We start from the raw sequence: 18,496 nt of genomic DNA on the forward strand, positions 1-18,496 counted from the left end.
ATAGACCGGTACGCCACTAGCGTGTCAGCCGTGTCAAGCGCCTTCGAACTCCGTGCGCCCGGTCCACGCGGCACTCCGCCCCTGCTCGCGAGGCTCGTCGACGACGCCGCACTGTTCCCGCCGGGCAACGCTTCCATGCCCGACGCGGTCCGCGGCCACCTCGACGCGCGCAGCGGGGAATGGGCCGGCGCGGTCGGCCTGTTCCTGTGCCCAGCGTCGCGACTCGCCGAGCTCATCACCGAGCTGATCAAGGTCAAGCCGGTCAAGCCCATCGCCCTCTCCCTGGTCATCGACACCGGCCTGGGCGGTGTACCCAAGGCCGTGTCGATCGTCGAGTCCCGCAGTGAGCTGCTCGCGCTGCGCATGGTCGAGATGCCCGCCCCGTCCGACGTCGACGAGGTGTGGCTGGAACGCGTCTCGGAGTTCGTGCCCGAGGACGTCATCCGCGTCGTCGAGCCGCGCCGGGGCGGCGCCGAGTGGCTCGACGGCGTGCGCCGCGTCATCGAGCACGGCAGCTGGCCCAAGCTGCGCTGCGGCGGCGTGAGCAGGGAGAACTTCCCGAGCATCGACGAGGTCGCCGACTTCCTGTCGGTGGTCAGCTCCGGCGGGGTGGCGTTCAAGGCCACCGCCGGCCTGCACCACGCCGTCCGGCACACCGACGAGAAGACCGGGTTCACCCACCACGGGTTCCTCAACCTGCTGGTGGCGACCGCCCGGGCGCTGTCCGGCGGCGACGTGCGCGAGGCGCTGGGCAGCACCGACTCGACCGCGCTGGGCGAGGAGGCCGCGGCGCTGTCCGACCAGGCCGCGCACGCCGTCCGCGGCGTGTTCGCCTCCTACGGGTCGTGCTCGCTGGACGAGCCGATCGCCGACCTCGACCGCCTGGGGCTGCTGTGAGCTGGGTCGACGTCCCCGCGTTCACCGCGGACGACCCCTTCGGGCCCCAGACGCTGCCCTACGGCGTGCTGGCCGACCACGGCGTCGCGGTGCGGGTCGGCGACTCCGCGCTGCCGCTGCGCGGCCTGGCCCTCGGCGAGCGGCTCGCGCCGCTGGTCGCCGGCCCGTCCCTGGACCCCCTGCTGGCCGCCGGTCGCCCCGCGTGGAGCGAGCTGCGGGCCCGCCTGGTCGAGCTGGTGGCGGCGAAGTCCGCCCCGCGCGGCGCGGCCCTGGTGGGCCTGGACGGCGCCGTGCTGCCGTTCACCGTGGCCGACTACGTGGACTTCTACTCGTCGCGCCACCACGCCGAGAACGTCGGGCGCATCTTCCGGCCCGACGGCGACGCGCTCACCCCCAACTGGACGCACCTGCCCATCGGCTACCACGGCCGGGCGGGCACGGTCGTCGTCTCCGGCACCCCGGTGACCAGGCCGAACGGCCAGCGCCGGTCGTCGTCCGGGCCCGTGTTCGGACCGTCCGGGCGGCTCGACGTCGAGGCCGAGGTCGGCTTCGTGTGCGGCGGGCCCGTCGCGACCAGGCTGAGCCCGGCGAAGGCCGTGGACCACGTGTTCGGCGTGGCCCTGGTCAACGACTGGTCCGCGCGCGACGTCCAGGCGTGGGAGTACCAGCCGCTCGGCCCGTTCCTCGGCAAGTCGTTCGCCACGTCCGTGGCGGCCTGGATCACGCCGCTGGAGGCGTTCGCGGTCGCCCGAGTCACCCCGCCGCCGCTGCCCAACCCGGTATTGCCCTACCTCGTCGAGGAACGGCCGTGGGGGCTCGACATCCGCCTGGAGGTCGAGTGGAACGGCGAGGTCGTCTCGCGGCCCCCGTTCCGCGAGATGTCGTGGACGTTCGCCCAGCAGCTCGCGCACCTGTCGGTGAACGGCGCTACGGTCCGTCCGGGCGACCTGATCGCGTCGGGCACGGTGTCGGGTCCCGACCGCGACCAGCGCGGCTCCTTCCTGGAGCTGAGCTGGGGCGGGACGGAGCCGATCGCGCTCGGCGGGGGTGAGCGGACCTTCCTGGAGGACGGTGACGAGGTGCGCATCACCGCCACCGCACCCGGGGAGGGCGGTTCGGTCGTCGGGCTGGCCGAGGTGGTCGGCACGATCGCGCCCGCCGTCGCCGGTGCCGGTGGCGGTGCCGTCGTCGAGAGGTAGACCGTGGTCAGACCCGATCCGCGCGGACGAGTGCCGGCCCCGGCGTCGAAGGAGAGCTCGCTGACCCTGGAGCGGGGCCTGGCCCTGCTCCAGGCGGTGGCCGACGCCGAGTCCGAGGCGCCGTCGATCAGCGAGCTGGCGGCGGCCATCGGCGCGTCGCGCGCCGCCGTGTACCGGCTGCTGGTGCCGTTGCAGTCACGCGGCCTGGTGCGGCGCGAGGGCTCCAAGGTCCGGCTGGGCCTCGGCGTGCTGCGCCTGGCGTCCAACGTCCTGCCGCAGCTGCGGCTGGCCGCCCAGCCCGCCCTGCGGACCCTGGCGGAGCACGTGGGCGCGACCGCGCACCTGACCGTGGCGGACGGGTCGGAGGCGCAGGCCGTGGCGGTCGTCGAACCGTCGTGGACGGCGTACCACGTGGCCTACCGGGTCGGGTCGCGCCACCCCGTGCACCGGGGGGCGGCCGGGAAGGCCATCGGCCTGTCCGCGGAGGGCCGCCAGTGGGTGCACTCGACGGGCGAGCTGCAACCGGGCGCGTTCGGCGTCGCGGCGCCCGTGCGCGGTGTGCCCGGACTGCGGGCCAGCGTGGGCGTGGTGGCCCTGGAGGAGCTGGACGGTGACGTCGTGGGGCCGCACGTGGTGCGGGCGGCCCAGGAGGTCGCGGATGCGTTGCGTTAGAGCAACGCTACGCTGCGTGTGCGACAATCGGCGTGACGCGAGGAGGACCAGGTGACCGCTCTGCCCGAGCCTTCGGCGAACGAGCCCCACTTGTTCACGGTCGCCGAGTACGCCGCGCTCGGAGAGGTCGAGGCCGGCTACTCCGAGTTGCAAGAAGGTCGGGTCCTGATGTCGCCCAGCCCGTCGCCGCTGCGGCGGTGACCCGGGTTTCTCCCGCCGTCCCGACCTGCTCGTCGTCCCCCGGGAGGCGGTGGCGCGCGGGGGGATGCTCCGCGCGTCCGACGCCCTGGTCGTCCTGGAGATCGTCTCGCCGGGGTCGAAGCGCACGGACCGGGTCGTGGAGCGGGGCGAGTACGCGGACGCCGGCATCCCCCACTACTGGATCGTGGACCTGGCCGAACCGGTCTCCCTGGTGGCCTGCCACCTCGCCGGCGAGTTCGGCTACCAGGACCCCGGTGACGTGACGGGGGTCTTCACCACCGACGTGCCGTTCCCCGTCCGGCTCGACCTGACCGCCCTCGTCCGACCGTCCTCGTCCGGGTGGGTGCGCGGCTGCGGTTCGCGGCAGCGGGGGACGGGACCTTGGTCCTGCCCCGGACAGGACCCTCGTACCTGAGCGGAACCGCAGGTCAGACGTAACTTCATAGCCGTGGACGTCCTCGACCTGGCGCGGTGGCAGTTCGGCATCACCACCGTCTACCACTTCCTGATGGTGCCGCTGACGATCGGCCTGTCGCTGCTCGTCGCGGGGATGCAGACGGCCTGGGTGCGCACGGGCGACCGCAAGTACCTGGCCATGACGAAGTTCTGGGGCAAGCTGCTGCTGATCAACTTCGCCATGGGCGTGGTGACCGGCATCGTGCAGGAGTTCCAGTTCGGCATGACCTGGTCGGCCTACTCGCGCTTCGTGGGGGACGTGTTCGGCGCGCCCCTCGCGATGGAGGGCCTCGTCGCGTTCTTCGTCGAGTCCACGTTCCTCGGCCTGTGGATCTTCGGGTGGGACCGCCTGCCCAAGAGGGTCCACCTGGCCTGCGTCTGGGCGTTCTCGCTGGCCACGATCGCGTCGGCCTACTTCATCCTGGCCGCGAACTCGTGGATGCAGCACCCGGTGGGCGTCGTCCTGGACGACGGGCGACCGCGGCTCACCTCGATCTGGGCCGTGCTGGGCAACAACACCGTGCTCGCCGCGTTCCCGCACACCGTCTTCGGGGCGTTCGCCGTCGCGGCGTCGTTCCTGGTGGGCATCGCGGCGTGGCACCTGTGGCGGCGGACCGAAGAGGGAGCGGTCTGGCGCGCGTCGGTGAAGCTCGGCACGTGGGTCGGGGTGGTCGCGTTCGCCGGTCTCGCGGTGAGCGGCGACCTCCAGGGCAAGCTGATGTTCGAGCAGCAGCCGATGAAGATGGCCGCCGCCGAGGCGCTGTGCCACACCGAGGAGCCCGCCTCGTTCTCCGTGTTCGCGGTCGGCGACGTGTCGCGCCCGGACTGCGAGAACGTCAAGAGCGTCACGGTGCCCGCGCTGCTGTCGTTCCTCGCGCACAACGACTTCTCCACCGAGGTCAAGGGCATCGAGGACCTGGTGCCCGAGTACCAGGCGAAGTACGGCACCCACTACCCCGTCGACGAGCGGCTCGGCGAGCTGTCGGGGCAGCCGATCGACTACGTGCCGAACCTGCCCGTCACCTACTGGGGCTTCCGGTTCATGATCGGGTTCGGCGGCATCGCGGTGGCGTCCGGCCTGGCGATCCTGTGGCTGACCCGCGGCGGCCGGGTGCCGCGCGGGAACTGGTTCAGGTGGTTCGCGCTGGGCAGCGTCGCGACGCCGTTCCTGGGCAACAGCTTCGGCTGGATCTTCACCGAGATGGGGCGCCAGCCGTTCGTGGTGGTGCCCAACCCGACCGGCGTGGACGGGGTGTGGATGTTCACCGCGCGCGCCGTGTCGAACTCGACCGTCGGCGAGGTGCTGACCTCGCTGGTGGCCTTGACGCTGGTCTACGGGGTGCTGGCCTGCGTCGAGGTGTTCCTGGTCCGGCGGTACGTCCGCGCGGGGGTCGCGGGCGTGCTGCCGGCACCGGGCGGCGGTGCCGGGGAACCGCCGGGCGACGGCGGGCGACCGGGCCGCGACGAGTCCGACCACCTCCAGTTCGCGTACTGAGCGGGGAGAGCCGTGGAGACGTTCTGGTTCTGCGTGATCGCCCTGCTGTGGCTGGGCTACCTGTTCCTGGAGGGCTTCGACTTCGGCGTCGGCATGCTGCTGCCGGTGCTGGGCCGCGACGAGACCGAGCGCCGCGTGGTGATCAACACCATCGGCCCGGTGTGGGACGGCAACGAGGTGTGGCTGCTGGTGGCGGTCGGCGCGACGTTCGCCGCGTTCCCCGCCTGGTACGCCTCGCTGCTCAGCGGCGCCTACCTGCCGCTGGTGCTGTTCCTGCTGGCCCTGATCGGGCGCGGGGTCGCGTTCGAGTACCGCGGCAAGGTCGACTCGGCGCGCTGGCGGCGCACGTGGGACCGGGTGATCGTCGGCGGGTCGTGGGCGGCGGCGCTGAGCGTCGGCCTGCTCCTGTCGACCACCGTGTTCGGCCTGCCGCTGGACGCCGTCGGCGACCGGGTCGGCTCGCCGTTCGCCTCGGTCCGGCCGGAAACGCTGCTCGGCGCGGTCGCCGTGGCCGGGTACGCGCTCGTGCACGGCGCGGTGTTCCTGTCCCTCAAGACCGAGGGCGACGTGCGGGAACGCGCCCGCGCGCTGGCCCTGAAGGTCGCGCCGTTCGCGCTGCTGCCGCTGCTGGTGCTGCTGCTGGCCGTGCAGCTGCGGTCCGGCTCGGTGTGGACGTGGGGCGCGTCGATCGCGGTGGCCCTGGCCGCCCTGGGCGCGTACGCCCGGCTGGCGCTGCGGCGCGAGGGGCAGGCGTTCGCGCTGATGGGCGTCGCGGTGGCGGCGGCGGTGGCCGCGCTGTTCGGCGCGCTGCACCCCGACGTGCTGCCGTCGACGCTCGACCCGGCGTGGTCGCTGACCGTGGCCGGGGCGGCGTCCTCGCCGTACACGCTGACCGTGATGACGTGGGTCGCCGCGTTCGGCACGCCCGCCGTGCTCGTCTACCAGGGGTGGACCTACTGGGTGTTCCGCAAGCGGATCGGCACCCGGCACATCCCGCCGGTGCACGTGCCCACCGGTGACGCCCCCGTGGTCGACGCGCCCGCCCCCGGTGCGGGTCCGTCGCGCCCGTCGCGCCCGTCGGGCACGTCATGAGCTTCCCCGGAGCCCCTTCCGCCACGAAGCCGGGGAAAGGCCCGCTCGGCGCGCTGCCCGCCCTCTCGGGGGCGGCGCGCCGGGCGCTGGTCCTGTGCGCGCTGCTGGCCGCCCTGACGGCCGGGGCGCTGGTGTGGCAGGCCGTGGCGCTGGCGTCGGCGCTGGTGTCCGGCGGATCGCTGTGGGTCCTGGCGGCGGCCGTCGTGGTGCGCGCGCTGCTGGCGTGGGCCACGGAGTCCGCGGCGGCGCGCGCGGCGGCCGGGGCGAAGGAGGAGCTGCGGGCCGCGGTCCTGGACCGGGCGCTCGCCCTCGGACCCGGCTGGATCGTCGACCGCGGCCCCGCGGAGCTGGCGGTCCTCGCGACCCGGGGACTGGACGCGCTGGACGCCTACTTCACCAAGTACCTGCCCGCGCTCGTGACGACGGCCGTGGTGCCGCCGCTGGTCGGCGCGTGGGTGCTGTGGACCGACCCGACGTCGGCCGTGCTGATCGCCGTGACGCTGCCGCTGATCCCGGTGTTCGCCATCCTGATCGGCAAGTTCACCTCGGCCCGGGTCGCCGCGGCGGCGACCGCGCTGGAACGGCTGTCGGGGCGGCTCGCGGAACTCGTGCGCGCCCTGCCGGTGCTGACCGCGTTCGGGCGCGCGGCGGCGCAGGCCGGCGCGGTCCGGGAGGTCGGCGAGCGGTACCGGAAGGCCACCATGGGCACGCTGCGGGTGGCGTTCCTGTCGGCGCTGGTGCTGGAGATCGCGGCATCGCTGTCGGTGGCGCTGATCGCGGTCGGCATCGGCCTGCGGCTGGTGTCGGGGGAGATGACGCTGGCCGTGGGCCTGGTGGTGCTGATCCTCGCGCCCGAGTGCTACCTGCCGCTGCGGGCCGCCGGTGCGGCGCACCACGCGTCGGAGGACGGCGTGGAGGCCGTGCGCCGGGTCGCCGAGATCCCCGTGCGCCCCGCCGACCCCACCCCCGAGCTGCCCCCGGTTCCCGCATCGCCCCCCAGCGGTGTCGAGGTGCGCGACCTGCGCGTCCGCCGCCGGGGCCGGTACGCCCCGGACGGCGTGAGCCTGCGGGTGCGCCCCGGCGAGGTGCACCGCCTCGACGCGCCCAGCGGTGCGGGCAAGTCCACGCTGTTCGACGTGCTCCTCGGCTACGTCCGGCCGGACGGCGGTTCGGTGACCGTCGACCGCGACGCCATCGCCTGGGTGCCGCAGCGCCCCGCCTTCGCCGGCCGCACCGTCGCCGACGAGCTGGAGCTGACCACCGGCCGCGTGGACCGGGACGTCCTCGCCTCGGTCGCCGCCGACCACCTGGCCCACCGCCCGATCGCCGAGCTGTCCACCGGCGAACGCCAGCGCGTCGCCCTCGCCCGCGCCCTCACCAAGGTCCGCGACGGCGCGACCGTCCTCCTCCTGGACGAACCCACCGCCCACCTCGACCCCGCCACCGCCACCCGCGTCATGGCCGCGATCCAGCAAGCCGCGACCTCCGGCACAGCCGTCCTCCTGTCCACCCACAGGATTGTTCAACAATCCGACGACACCATTCCCGGCCGCTCAATCGCTCACACGTCGGATCGTTCAACAATCCCTCATTCCCCACGTCCGACGCGTCGGCTCGTGGCGGGCGCGCTGCTGGGTGCGGCGGCGGCGCTGAGCGGTGTCGCCCTCACCGCCGTCGCGGCGTACCTGATCGCGAAGGCCGCCACCCAGCCGCCGATCCTGACGCTGTCCGTCCTGGTGGTGGGCGTGCGGACGTTCGCGCTGGCGAAGGGCGTGCTGCGCTACCTGGAGCGGCTGGTGTCGCACGACGCGGCGTTCCGGCACGCCGAGGCGCTGCGGGTGCGGCTGTGGCGGTCGCTGCGCCCCGGCCGGGCCGACCTGACCCGGCTCGTCGACGACGTCGACACCGTCCGCGACCTGCTGCCGCGCGTCCTCCAGCCGCCGCTGGTCGCGCTCGGCACGGCGCTGGCCGCGGTGGTGCTGTTCACGCTGGTCGACCCGGCCGCCGGGGTCGCGCTGGCGGTCGCGCTGGCGGTGGGCGGCGTGCTCGCGCCGGTGGTGGCCGTCCTCGCCGAGCGGCGCGCGACCACCGCCCTGGCCCGGGGGAGGCGCGAGGTGTCGGAGCGGGTGCTGACCCTGCTCACCGCCGCGCCCGACCTGATCGCCTTCGGCGCGGACCGGACCGTGCGCGCCGACCTGGCCGCCCGGGACGCCGCACTGGCCCGGGCGGCGCGCCGGCAGGCCCTCGGGGCGGGCGCGGCCACCGGGATCGTGCACCTGACCACCGGCCTGGCCGCCGCCGTGTGCACGGGGCTCGCCCTCGCCGGCGGCGTCGACCCGCTGTGGGTGCCGGTGCTCGGCCTCGTGCCGCTCGCCCTGGCCGAGGTCCTCGGCGCCCTCCCGGCCGCCGCGCAGCACCGGGCCGCGTTGCGCGAGTCCTACGGGAGGATTGTTGAACAATCGGACGATTCAATCGTTCTTGCTTCCGGTGCGGACGTGGTGCTGTCCGATGTCACCGCGCGCTGGCCCGGAAGTGCGGAAAGCACGCTGGCGAACGTGACCGTGCATCTTCCGAAGGGGACAAAAGCAGCTGTGGTGGGGCCCTCGGGAGCCGGGAAGTCGACGCTGTTCGCGTTGCTGCTCGGGTTCGTCGGGGCGGAGCGGGGGACGGTGGCGAGGCCGGCGCGCGTCGCGTGGTGCCCGCAGGAGCCGATGCTGGTGACGACCACCCTGCGGGAGAACCTGCGGCTCGGCGACCCGCACGCCGACGACGACCGGCTGCGGTGGGCGCTCGGCGTGGCCGGCCTCGACCCCCGGCCCGACCTCGACCTCGACACGGTGATCGGTCCGACGCTGCTGTCCGGCGGCGAGGCGCAGCGCGTCGCCGTGGCCCGCGCCGTGCTGCACGACGCCGACCTCGTGCTGCTCGACGAACCCACCGCCCACCTCGACGAACCCACCGCCCGCGCCCTCCTCGACCGGCTCGACGACGTGCTGCGCGACCGCACCGTCGTGCACATCACCCACCGCCCCGCCGAGGCGGACCGGGCCGACCTCGTGCTGGACGTCGCCGGGGGCCGGGTGCGCGTCGCGGCCAGGGCATACCGTTGACCTCCGTGGACCCCGCACGCGTGCTCGCCGCTTCGACCGAGATCACCTCCGCGGCGCTCGCGGGCGACGACCCGGACGCCGTGCTGCCGCTCGTCGTGCGCAGCGCCGTCGAACTCGCCGAGGCCGACCTGGGCCTCGCCATGGTCACCACCGACGACGGCACGCTCACCGTCGAGGCGTCCTCCGGCGGGTTCTCGGGCGACGACGACCCGGTGGGCGTGGTCCTGTCGAACCGCTCGTCGGCCGCCCGCGCCGCCCGCACCGGGGTGCCCGTCGTCGCCGACGACTTCACCACCGACCCGCGCACCGCGCCGTTCGTGCCGAAGGAGCTGCGGTCCTACGGGCCGTTCGCGGTGGCGCCGTTCGGCACGAAGGAGCGCAAGATCGGCGCGCTCGCCGTGTACCGGCGCAAGGGCGGTCGGCCGTTCAGCCCGGACACCGTCGACGTGCTGGCCGCGTTCGCCGCGCAGGCCGGCCTCGCCGTGGTGCTGGCCGAGGGGTCGACGGCGCGCCAGCGCATCGCGGTCTACCAGGAGCGCGAGCGCATCGCGCGCGACCTGCACGACGTGATCATCCAGCGGCTGTACGCGACCGGCGTGCAGCTCGACCTGCTCGACCGCAGGCTCAAGCTCGACGGTCGCGAGGCGAAGCGGCTCGCCGAGGCCGTCGACCAGCTCGACCAGACGATGGCCGAGGTGCGCGCCACCGTGCGGGCGCTGCGCAGCGCCGACCCCGGCACCCCGGCCGACGCCGACCTGGGGCGCTCCGTGCTGGCCGAGGCCCGCACGGCCGGCGAACTGCTCGGCCACGCGCCCGAGGTGCGCGTCGAGGGCGACCTCACCGACGTCCCGGCGGACCTCGCCGACCACGCCCGCGCCGCGCTGCGCGAGGCCCTGTCCAACGTCGTCCGGCACTCGGGGGCCGGCCACGTGGCCGTCACCGTGCTGCGCACCCCCGACCACCTGCGCCTGGAGGTGGCCGACAACGGCTGCGGCATCCCGCGCGGCGTGGCCAAGCGCGGCCTGCGCCACCTGGAGGAACGCGCCCACGCCGCGGGCGGCGGCTGCGAGATCACCTCGTCCCCCCGCACCGGCACCACCATCACCTGGCACGTCCCCCTCCCCCACTGACCCCCGAGAGTCCAACGCCCAGACCTCGAGAGTCCAACGCTCAGGCCCTCTGAGTTCTACGCTCAGGTCCGGCGAGCGGGGTGCCCGAACGAAGAACTCAGGGGGCCTGGAGGTACGACTCTCGGGACCTGGAGGTTGGACTCTCGGGGCCTGGGGGTTGGACTCTCGCGGGAGGGGCGGGTCAGCGGGAGCGGCGGGCTACCCAGGCCGCGGCTTGGGTGCGGCGTTCCATGCCCAGCTTGGACAGGACCGCGGTCACGTAGTTCTTGACCGTCTTCTCGGCCAGGAAGAGGCGCTCGGCGATCTGCCGGTTCGTCAGGCCCTCGCCGATCAGGTCCAGCACCCGGCGCTCCTGCTCGGTCAGCGCGTCCAGCACGTCGACCTCCGCGGGCCGCCGCAGGCGGTCCAGGACGCGCGCCGTCGTCTGCGGGTCCAGCAGGGAGCGCCCGGCCGCCACCTCGCGCACCGCGTGCACCAGGTCCTGCCCGCGCACCTGCTTGAGCAGGTAGCCCGACGCGCCGGCCATGATCGCGCCGACCAGCGCCTCCTCGTCGTCGAACGCGGTCAGCACCAGGCAGCGCGGCGGCGAGGGGGACGACCGCAGCCGCCGGCACAGCTCGACCCCGCCGCCGTCGGGCAGGCGGACGTCCACGACCGCCACGTCCGGCCGGGACGCCGCGGCGCGCACCAGCGCCTCGTCCACGCCACCCGCCTCGGCGACGACCGCGATGTCGTCCTCGTCCTCCAGCAGTTCGCGCAGTCCTCGGCGAACCACCTCATGGTCGTCAACGAGCAACACTCGCACGGGCACGAACCCACCATAGGTCGAATGCCGGTACCGGCCGCACGCGCACGCCAACACAGTGCAGGGATGTTCGTACGAGCGATCGAGGAAGCCGACCGGATCGTCGTCGGCCGACTGGTGCTGGAGCTGTGGGGGGCGCACACGGCCGTCGCCCACGGCCAGGTGTTCTTCCCGGCGAGCCTGCCGGGGTTCCTGGTGGAGCAGCAGGAGCAGGTCGTCGGCCTGCTCACCTACGCCGCGACCGACGGCCACCTGGAGATCGTCACGGTCGACGCGCTGCGAAGAGGCAGGGGCGTCGGCAGCTCCCTCGTCGACGCCGCCGTGCACCGGGCCCGCCAGCTCGGCTGCTCGCGCGTCCGGCTCACCACCACCAACGACAACCTCGACGCGCTGCGCTTCTACCAGCGCCGCGGGTTCCGCCTGACCGCGCTGCGGCCGGACGCCGTCCGCGAGTCGCGCCGCCTCAAGCCGGAGATCCCCAGCGTGGGCGACTACGGCATCCCCATCACCGACGAGCTCGACCTCGAACGATGGGTCGCGCCGCGCTAGTTGTCCACCCCTTCGCCCCAGTTGTCCACAGAGCTGTGCACAGACCTGTGGACAACTCGACCGGGAGGTGGCTACCGGCGCGGCAGCGGGCTGAACACCTCGTCCCACGCCGCCGCCACCTGGCGCGCGCACGTCGCGGGCGCGACGCCGCCCACACCCGTGCCCAGACCGGGCATGGCGATGGTGCGCACCACCTCGCGCAGCGGCCTGCCGTCGTCGAGCCGACCGCCGAGCCACAGCCGCAGCACGGCCCGCGCCGCGAGGTACGGGTGCACGGTGTCCTCGGGCAGCAGTTCGCCGGGGGCGCGCATGGTGGGCGCGCTGATCAGCCACTCCGGCTCGGGTTCGCCGGTCGGCACGGCCACCGCCTCGCCCACCGGCAGCTCACCGCCGTGCAGGGCGAGCACGGCGCGGCGGACGTTGTCCTCGACGTGCGGGAAGGCCCGCGCGTAGACGGCGTCGATGCCACCGCGCATCCAGCCGGACGAGTTCGCGGGGCTCACGACGGCCTCGGCGACGATGTCGAGCACCGAGCCCCGGTGCACCTCGACGCCTGCCCTGCCGTCGGCCACCCCGAGCCACGCGCTGGCCAGTGGTTCGTCGACGGCGCACAGCACCAGACGGGGAACTACTACCGGAGCGTTGATCTCACCCTCCGTATCGGCGGACACACCTCCCAGCATTCCAGGAGAACCGCGTGCTGCGGAACGGGGGCGGGTATGCGCCGGCCGGGTGATCCTCGCCTCAACGAGGCCCACCGGTGGTGGGCCTCGTATGGTTGCGGCCGTGCTCGCCTACTTCGGACCGCAGGGAACGTTCACCGAGCAGGCCGCACGCGGCTTCGCCTCCCCGCAGGACGAGCTGGTCCCGTTCGACACCGTCCCCGCCGCCCTGACCGCCACGCGGCGCGGTGCGACGCAGGCCGCGTGCGTGCCGGTGGAGAGCTCCGTGGAGGGCGCCGTGCCCGCCACGATGGACGCGCTGACCGAGGGCGAGCCGCTGGTCGCCGTCGCCGAGGCCGTGCTGCCGGTGCGGTTCAGCGTGCTCACCAGGTCCGCCGGCGCGCCGGTCCGCACGGTCGCCAGCCACCCGCACGCGCTGGCCCAGGTCCGGCACTGGCTGGCCGAGCACCTGCCGTCCGCGCGGGTGGTGGCCACGACGTCCACCGCCGCCGCCGCGCGGGCCGTGCTGGACGGCGAGTTCGACGCGGCGGTGAGCGCACCCGTGGCGGTGCGGCACTACCCGCTGGAGGTGCTGGCCACCGACGTCGCCGACGTGCGCGACGCGAAGACCCGCTTCCTGCTCGTCCGACCGCCCGGGGCGCTGCCCGAGCCGACCGGCCACGACCGCACGTCCGTCGTCTGCACGGCGCCCGACCGCGTGGGCGTGCTGGCGGACCTGCTGGCCGAGCTGGCGCTGCGCTCGATCAACCTGACCCGCATCGAGTCGCGGCCCACCAAGGGCAGGCTCGGCGAGTACCGGTTCTACGTCGACCTCGACGGGCACGTCGCCGAGCCGCGGGTGGGCGACGCGCTGGCCGCGCTGCGCCGGCACTGCCCGGAGACCCGGTTCCTCGGCTCGTACCCGAAGGCCGAGCCGGGCGGGCCCGTCGCGGGCAACGAGGAGTTCGTGGCGGCGGCCGAGTGGCTGTCCGCCGTACGGAGGGGGCACGGCGCGTGAAGCTGATCATCGTCCGGCACGGCGAGACCGCGTCGAACCTGAAGATGGCCCTCGACTCGCTGCCGCCGGGGCCGCCGCTGACCGAGGCGGGCGTCGCGCAGGCCGCCGCGCTGGCCGAGTCCCTGGCCGACGAGCCGGTGGCCGCCGTGTACGCCAGCACGGCGATCCGCGCGCAGCAGACGGCGGCCCCGGTCGCCGCCGCGCACGGCCTGGAGGTGCGGGTCGTCGACGGCGTGCAGGAGATCTTCTGCGGCGACCTGGAGGGCCGGCACGACCGCGAGGCGTTCGAGATCTTCATCGCCGTCGTCAAGCGGTGGGCCGAGGGCGACCTGGACGTGCCGCTGCCGGGCGGCGAGACGGGCCGCCAGGTCCTCGACCGCTACCTGCGGGCGGTCGGGGAGATCACCGCCGGGCACCGCGACACCGACACGGTCGTCCTGGTCAGCCACGGCGCGTCGCTGCGCATGGCGGCGCTGGCCCTGGCGGTCAACGTCCGGCCGGCGCTCGCCGAGTCCGGCCTGCTGCCCAACACGGGCCGGGTCGTGCTGGAGGACACCGGCGACGGGTGGCTGTGCACGTCGTGGACGGGCGTCGACGTGCCGGTGTGAGCGGCGGTCAGCCCCAGCCCAGCTCGTGCAGCTTGTCGTCGTCGATGCCGAAGTGGTGCGCGACCTCGTGCACCACGGTCACCGCGACCTCGTCGACGACCTCGTCCTCCGACGAGCAGTGGTCGAGCAGGGCCTCGCGGTAGATCGTGATGCGGTCCGGGAGGACGCCGCCGTAGTCCGTCGTTCTCAGCGGCAGGGCGATGCCGTGGTAGAGGCCCAGCAGGCCCGGTTCCTCGGGGTGGCGGTCCTCGACCAGCACCACGACGTTGTCCATCGCCGACGCGAACTCGGCGGGGATCAGGTCGAGCGCCTCGCCCACGAGCTCCTCGAAGCGCTGTCGGGACATCTCGACCGGCACGGCGTCACCTCGTCGTCGTGGTGGTGGGCGTCGTGGTCGTGGACGAACCCGACGGCTCCGGGGCGTCCGACGACGGGGGCGCGGCCGAACTGCTGCTCGACTGCGAGTGCAGCGGCGCGCCGGTGGCGTCCTCCTGCTGCACGGCCGTCGTCTGCGGCGGGTTCGAGGTGGTCAGCGGCGGCGCGTCGGGGTTGCGGACGCTGCCCTGCCAGGCCGCGAGGCCGCCCTCGACGGGCACCGCGCCGATCTTGCAGTTCGCCAGGTGGGAGCCCGCCGCCCAGCTCTCCGGGGCGCGCGTGTCCCAGGTGACGATGAGGCCCTCCGCCTTGAGGTCCATGCCGCCGGTGTACTCGGCGCTGATCCGGGCGCACTCGCCCGCCATCAGCTCGTCCTGCGCCTCCGGCGCCGGGAAGTCGCCCGGCGGCAGCGGCACGACGCCGACGATCTCGAACGTGTGGGGCTTCGCGCACTCGACCGGGTCGCCCACGCCGAGGGCCTCGGTGATGCCCAGGCACACGCCCGGGTCGTACACGTCGGACTGGTCCTGGGTGCGCGCCGTGCCGAAGGACGGCAGCAGGCCGCCCGCGGGACCGGCGACCTGGAGCCCGCAGCGCAGCGTGCGCTGCCCCTGCGCCCACAGCCGCTCACCGGGGTTGAGCGGGCCGACGGTGTACTTGCCGAACGGGTCGAACTTGTTCCCGAGGTACGCCATGGACAGCTGCACGCAGTTGTCCTGGCTGATCTGCTGCCACGCGGCGTCGTCCGGGAACGGCGCCTGCGGGCCGTGCGAGGCGGAGATGTCCGAGACGCCCGTCACCTCGAACAGGTGCTGGCCGGCGCAGTCGACCTTCGCCACGTCCGTCAGGTCCTTGCGCGTCCAGTTCAGGCAGTCGCCCGCCTGGGCCTCCAGCACCGGGTTGACCTGCGACGACGTACCGGCGACGACGCCGCGGGCGCCTACCGGCCAGGACGTGAAGGTGCTCAGCGCGAGCAGCGTGAAGGCGCTCGCGAACGCGCCGAGCATGACCAGTGTCTCGGCTCGACGAAACCAGCGGGCGCTCGTGGACATCTACTCCATGATGCCCGTGCCGACCGTGGACGCCTTCGGGCGGGTGGAGTGTGTTGCTTTTGGGACACTCGTCACCCACATGGCGGCCGATCTCTGTACCGTCCCCGCCGGGAGTGGCTGATGACTGAGAACGACAACACCGGCAACGCCGCTTCGCCCGGCCAGGGCGGGGCGGGTGGACCGGGCAACGGACCGACACCTCCGGCCGGTGGCGCGACGCCGCCGCCGTACGCGCCGCCGCCCTCGCCCGGACAGGGGCAGGCGGGGCGCGGCCAGATCCGCAGGCAGGAGCCCGGCCGGACCAAGCCGAGGCCGCCGACGCTCGCCGAGCAGCGGGCCCGCGCCCAGGCGATCGAGGAGCAGCGCGAGGCGGAGCTGGCCCGGGAGGCCGAGGAGAAGCGCAAGAAGAAGCTGCGCAAGCGCCTGCTCATCGGCGGCGGCGTGACCGTGGGCGTGGTGGGCGTGGTGGCCATCTGGTACGCCGCCTCCAGCCCCGACGACGTCACCGCGCAGTGCACCGACGACGGCGTGGTGGTCGAGGACCAGTACTGCGACGACAACTACGCGCGCTCGCACGGCGGGTACTCCAGCGGCGGCTTCATCTACATCGGTGGCAACTCCTACCGCTACCACTACGGCAGCGCGCCCCTGTCCGTCGGCCAGAAGGTCAGCGGCGGGAGCTACACGATCCCCAAGGGCGCGAACGTCACCACGAAGTCCGGCACGACGATCCAGCGCGGCGGGTTCGGGGTCTCCGGCGGCAGCAAGAGCGGGGGCAGCTGAGTGCGCCGCGAGTCCTCCGCGCCCCGGCCGAACTGGCAGCGCACCGTCTCCGACCAGGGCCTCGTGTTCGGCGCGCCGTCGAAGCACGTCGACGGCAGCGCGCGCCCGTACTGGGACGAGTCGGCCCACTACGCCTTCGACATGAGCGAGGTCCTCGCCCTCGAAGCGGACGTGGAGCTGCTGCACAACCTGTGCCTGGAGGCCGTCGACAACGTGGTGCTCACCGAGCGCTACCGCGACTTCGGCATCCAGGAGTGGCTGTGGCCCGCGATCGCCGAGTCGTGGAAGCGCCGCGACCCGCACGTCTACGGGCGGTTCGACCTGCGCTACGACGGCGGCGGCCCGGCCAAGCTGCTGGAGTACAACGCCGACACGCCCACGTCGCTGCTGGAGGCGTCGGTCGTCCAGTGGAACTGGAAGACCGACGTCTTCCCCGACGACGACCAGTGGAACTCGATCCACGAGAAGCTGGTCGAGCGGTGGGCCGAGCTCGGCGCCAAGCTGCCGTCCAACGAGCTGCACTTCACCTGGTCCGGCGCCGACCCGTCGGGCGAGGACCACGTCACCGTCGCCTACCTCCAGGAGACGGCGGCCGAGGCCGGGATGAACACCGTCGGCCTCGCCATCGAGGAGATCGGCTGGGACTCGCTGCTCAAGCGGTTCGTCGACCTGGAAGACGCCCCGATGGGCACCGTGGTGAAGCTCTACCCGTGGGAGTGGGTGGTCGACGAGCAGTTCGGCCGCTTCGCCGTGGAGAGCCTGCCCGGCACCCTGTGGGTCGAGCCGCTGTGGAAGATGCTGCTCTCCAACAAGGCGCTGCTCGCGGTGCTGTGGGAGATGTACCCCGGCCACCCCAACCTCCTGCCCGCGTTCCTCGACGACCCCGGTCTCCTCACGGAGTACGTGCGCAAGCCCCGGCTGGGTCGGGAGGGCGCGAACATCCAGATCGTCGCCCCCGGCTACGAGACCCAGACCGGCGGGGTCTACGGCAAGGAGGGCTTCGTCTACCAGCTGTTCGACCCGCTGCCCGAGTTCGACGGCTACCGGCCGGCGCTCGGCGCGTGGGTCGTCGGCGACTCCTCGGCGGGTCTCGGCATCCGGGAGACCGTCGGCCTGGTCACCGACGACGGCGCGGCGTTCGTGCCGCACCGGATCGTCGGGTGAGCACCGCAACCGTGTCACCGGCTCCTTCACCGGCGGCCCATCCCCGACACCAGAACACCACCCTGGAGGGTCTGTGAACACCAACCTCGCGTTGGACCCCGGCTTCGGCGGCGCCATCGGCCAGGGCATCGGCGCGATCGCCCTGTACGCGATCGTCGGCACGATGCTGATGGTCCTCGGCTTCTACGCCATCGACTGGACCACGCCCGGCAAGCTCAGCGCCCTGGTGCGCGGCGGTGCCCCGAACGCGGTCATCGTCACGTCCGCCGGCCTGGTCAGCATGGCGCTGATCATCGTCGTCGCCATCTACAGCTCGGCCGGCAAGCTCTCCGAGGGCCTGCTGTCGGCGCTGGTCTTCGGCGTCGTCGGCATCATCGTCCAGGTGCTCGCGGTGCGGCTGCTGGAGTGGGTGACCCGGCTCGACATCGGCTCGCTCATCGAGTCCGACCGCTTCGCCCCGGCCAGCGTGGTCGTGGCCGCGGCGCACTTCGCGCTCGGCCTCGTGGTGGCCGTCGCCATCTCGTAGCCCTCCCGTCGGCGGAGGGGGCGCGCCCGACCGGGTGCGCCCCCTTCCCGCTGTTCAGGACACGGGCGGACTTCAGGACACGGGCGGGCTGGTCAGGACACGGGGAGGCGCTTCCGCCAGTCGGCCAGGTCGACCTTGATGCGGCTGCGCACCGACCCGTTCCACTCGACCGGCAGGCCGCCCGCCGCCAGCGCGTCCGCGACCTCGCGCGCCACGGCCTCGTCCGCCGCCGCCGGGTCCTCCGCCTCGACCAGCGAGCCGAACGCCAGGTACAGCCCGCGGCCGGCCACGGCGCCCTCGGTGTCCTGCCGGTGGAAGAACACGTACCCGCGGGCGTCACCGGCCCCGGGGTCGACCTCGCCGCCGATCTCCGCGTGCCCGCACGTCTGGCAGCACGTGAAGTCGGGGCGCGCCACGATCCCGCCGTCGTCCAGCGCCTCGAACACGGCCAGCAGCCGGTCCACCTCCGTCGTCGCCGGCCACCCGGCCTGCTCCTCGACCCGCTCCCGCCACACCCGCTCGACGACCGACCGCGCGACCGCCTCCGTGACGCCGTCCTCGTCCTCGAAGCACTCGGCGACCGCCTCCACGGCGTCCTCCAGCGGGGTGAACCCGCCGTGCACCACGTCGCGCGCCTGCTCCTCCACCCGGTCCAGCAGTTCGGCGGGCAGGTCCTGGGTGTTCTCTCGATCGACCACGCGC

At 73.8% G+C, this 18,496-nt stretch carries 18 protein-coding genes and 1 pseudogene; 14 read left to right on the forward strand and 5 right to left on the reverse strand.

Translation table 11 applies throughout. The annotated features are described in order from the left end of the window. Nucleotides 1–30: 30 nt before the first annotated feature. The 8 genes and pseudogenes from ACRAKJ_RS00585 to ACRAKJ_RS00620 all read left to right on the forward strand — a co-directional run bounded on the left by ACRAKJ_RS00585 (nt 31) and on the right by ACRAKJ_RS00620 (nt 10,252). On the forward strand, nt 31–897 hold the full coding sequence (locus ACRAKJ_RS00585; protein WP_438919563.1) for a hypothetical protein: 867 nt from the start codon (nt 31–33) through the stop codon (nt 895–897). Then, complete coding sequence (locus ACRAKJ_RS00590) at nt 894–2,096, forward strand: fumarylacetoacetate hydrolase family protein (protein WP_438919562.1); 1,203 nt, start codon at nt 894–896, stop codon at nt 2,094–2,096. The genes ACRAKJ_RS00585 and ACRAKJ_RS00590 overlap by 4 nt, the downstream gene beginning before the upstream one ends. A 3-nt stretch (nt 2,097–2,099) precedes the next feature. Beyond that, complete coding sequence (locus ACRAKJ_RS00595; RefSeq protein WP_438919561.1) at nt 2,100–2,768, forward strand: helix-turn-helix domain-containing protein; 669 nt, start codon at nt 2,100–2,102, stop codon at nt 2,766–2,768. Nucleotides 2,769–2,819: 51 nt separating this feature from the next. Continuing rightward, nucleotides 2,820–3,291, forward strand: a pseudogene (locus ACRAKJ_RS00600) (Uma2 family endonuclease); the annotation flags it as partial. Between the two features lie 126 nt (nt 3,292–3,417). Further along, nucleotides 3,418–4,920 (forward strand): cytochrome ubiquinol oxidase subunit I, encoded by a 1,503-nt coding sequence (locus ACRAKJ_RS00605; protein ID WP_438919560.1) that lies wholly within the window; start codon nt 3,418–3,420, stop codon nt 4,918–4,920. A 12-nt stretch (nt 4,921–4,932) separates the two neighbouring features. After that, a complete protein-coding gene (gene cydB / locus ACRAKJ_RS00610; protein ID WP_438919559.1) occupies nt 4,933–6,012 on the forward strand; it encodes a cytochrome d ubiquinol oxidase subunit II in 1,080 nt (359 codons plus the stop codon). Beyond that, nucleotides 6,009–9,122, forward strand: coding sequence for a thiol reductant ABC exporter subunit CydD (gene cydD, locus ACRAKJ_RS00615; RefSeq protein WP_438919558.1), 3,114 nt, complete (start codon nt 6,009–6,011; stop codon nt 9,120–9,122). Before cydB ends, cydD begins: the two co-directional genes overlap by 4 nt. Then, the gene (locus ACRAKJ_RS00620) at nt 9,119–10,252 is read left to right on the forward strand and encodes a GAF domain-containing sensor histidine kinase (protein ID WP_447008846.1); all 1,134 of its coding nucleotides are present in this window, start codon (nt 9,119–9,121) and stop codon (nt 10,250–10,252) included. The genes cydD and ACRAKJ_RS00620 overlap by 4 nt, the downstream gene beginning before the upstream one ends. A gap of 181 nt (nt 10,253–10,433) precedes the next feature. Here ACRAKJ_RS00620 and ACRAKJ_RS00625 read toward each other — a convergent pair whose 3' ends face one another. Continuing rightward, nucleotides 10,434–11,063 carry a response regulator gene (locus ACRAKJ_RS00625; protein WP_438926260.1) on the reverse strand — a complete coding sequence of 210 codons (630 nt, stop codon included), beginning with the start codon at nt 11,061–11,063 and terminating at the stop codon, nt 10,434–10,436. A 60-nt stretch (nt 11,064–11,123) separates the two neighbouring features. Between ACRAKJ_RS00625 and ACRAKJ_RS00630 the strand changes: the two genes are divergently transcribed. After that, complete coding sequence (locus ACRAKJ_RS00630) at nt 11,124–11,606, forward strand: GNAT family N-acetyltransferase (protein WP_310310840.1); 483 nt, start codon at nt 11,124–11,126, stop codon at nt 11,604–11,606. A gap of 71 nt (nt 11,607–11,677) precedes the next feature. On the opposite strand, the gene ACRAKJ_RS00635 is transcribed toward ACRAKJ_RS00630, so the two are convergent. Further along, nucleotides 11,678–12,289, reverse strand: a complete 612-nt coding sequence (locus ACRAKJ_RS00635) for a macro domain-containing protein (RefSeq protein WP_438926259.1) — start codon at nt 12,287–12,289, stop codon at nt 11,678–11,680. Nucleotides 12,290–12,380: 91 nt separating this feature from the next. Here ACRAKJ_RS00635 and pheA point away from each other — a divergent pair, with 91 nt between their 5' ends. Both pheA and ACRAKJ_RS00645 read left to right on the forward strand, forming a co-directional pair. Further along, nucleotides 12,381–13,286: a prephenate dehydratase gene (gene pheA, locus ACRAKJ_RS00640; protein WP_438926258.1), complete on the forward strand. Its 906-nt coding sequence runs from the start codon at nt 12,381–12,383 to the stop codon at nt 13,284–13,286. Continuing rightward, on the forward strand, nt 13,283–13,894 hold the full coding sequence (locus ACRAKJ_RS00645) for a histidine phosphatase family protein (RefSeq protein ID WP_438926257.1): 612 nt from the start codon (nt 13,283–13,285) through the stop codon (nt 13,892–13,894). The genes pheA and ACRAKJ_RS00645 overlap by 4 nt, the downstream gene beginning before the upstream one ends. A 7-nt stretch (nt 13,895–13,901) precedes the next feature. Here ACRAKJ_RS00645 and ACRAKJ_RS00650 read toward each other — a convergent pair whose 3' ends face one another. Both ACRAKJ_RS00650 and ACRAKJ_RS00655 read right to left on the reverse strand, forming a co-directional pair. Further along, entirely contained in the window at nt 13,902–14,252 is a 351-nt protein-coding gene (locus ACRAKJ_RS00650) for a metallopeptidase family protein (protein ID WP_438926256.1), read from the reverse strand. A gap of 4 nt (nt 14,253–14,256) precedes the next feature. After that, complete coding sequence (locus ACRAKJ_RS00655; RefSeq protein WP_438926255.1) at nt 14,257–15,321, reverse strand: septum formation family protein; 1,065 nt, start codon at nt 15,319–15,321, stop codon at nt 14,257–14,259. Between the two features lie 120 nt (nt 15,322–15,441). Here ACRAKJ_RS00655 and ACRAKJ_RS00660 point away from each other — a divergent pair, with 120 nt between their 5' ends. The 3 genes from ACRAKJ_RS00660 to ACRAKJ_RS00670 all read left to right on the forward strand — a co-directional run bounded on the left by ACRAKJ_RS00660 (nt 15,442) and on the right by ACRAKJ_RS00670 (nt 17,794). After that, a complete protein-coding gene (locus ACRAKJ_RS00660; RefSeq protein WP_438926254.1) occupies nt 15,442–16,104 on the forward strand; it encodes a hypothetical protein in 663 nt (220 codons plus the stop codon). Beyond that, nucleotides 16,105–17,268 (forward strand): glutathionylspermidine synthase family protein, encoded by a 1,164-nt coding sequence (locus ACRAKJ_RS00665; protein WP_438926253.1) that lies wholly within the window; start codon nt 16,105–16,107, stop codon nt 17,266–17,268. A gap of 73 nt (nt 17,269–17,341) precedes the next feature. Continuing rightward, nucleotides 17,342–17,794 carry a DUF350 domain-containing protein gene (locus ACRAKJ_RS00670; RefSeq protein ID WP_438926252.1) on the forward strand — a complete coding sequence of 151 codons (453 nt, stop codon included), beginning with the start codon at nt 17,342–17,344 and terminating at the stop codon, nt 17,792–17,794. A gap of 92 nt (nt 17,795–17,886) precedes the next feature. Here ACRAKJ_RS00670 and ACRAKJ_RS00675 read toward each other — a convergent pair whose 3' ends face one another. After that, a complete protein-coding gene (locus ACRAKJ_RS00675) occupies nt 17,887–18,492 on the reverse strand; it encodes a DUF6891 domain-containing protein (protein ID WP_438926251.1) in 606 nt (201 codons plus the stop codon). Between the last annotated feature and the right edge of the window lie 4 nt (nt 18,493–18,496).

The organism is Saccharothrix sp. DSM 118769 (genome assembly GCF_052936295.1).

Excerpts from the sequence above, each read along its gene's own strand:
- cydD (WP_438919558.1), top strand. The coding sequence starts at position 6,009 with ATGAGCTTCCCCGGAGCCCCTTCCGCCACGAAGCCGGGGAAAGGCCCG.
- ACRAKJ_RS00630 (WP_310310840.1), top strand. The coding sequence starts at position 11,124 with ATGTTCGTACGAGCGATCGAGGAAGCCGACCGGATCGTCGTCGGCCGA.
- ACRAKJ_RS00635 (WP_438926259.1), bottom strand. The coding sequence starts at position 12,289 with ATGCTGGGAGGTGTGTCCGCCGATACGGAGGGTGAGATCAACGCTCCG.
- pheA (WP_438926258.1), top strand. The coding sequence starts at position 12,381 with ATGGTTGCGGCCGTGCTCGCCTACTTCGGACCGCAGGGAACGTTCACC.
- ACRAKJ_RS00655 (WP_438926255.1), bottom strand. The coding sequence starts at position 15,321 with ATGTCCACGAGCGCCCGCTGGTTTCGTCGAGCCGAGACACTGGTCATG.
- ACRAKJ_RS00660 (WP_438926254.1), top strand. The coding sequence starts at position 15,442 with ATGACTGAGAACGACAACACCGGCAACGCCGCTTCGCCCGGCCAGGGC.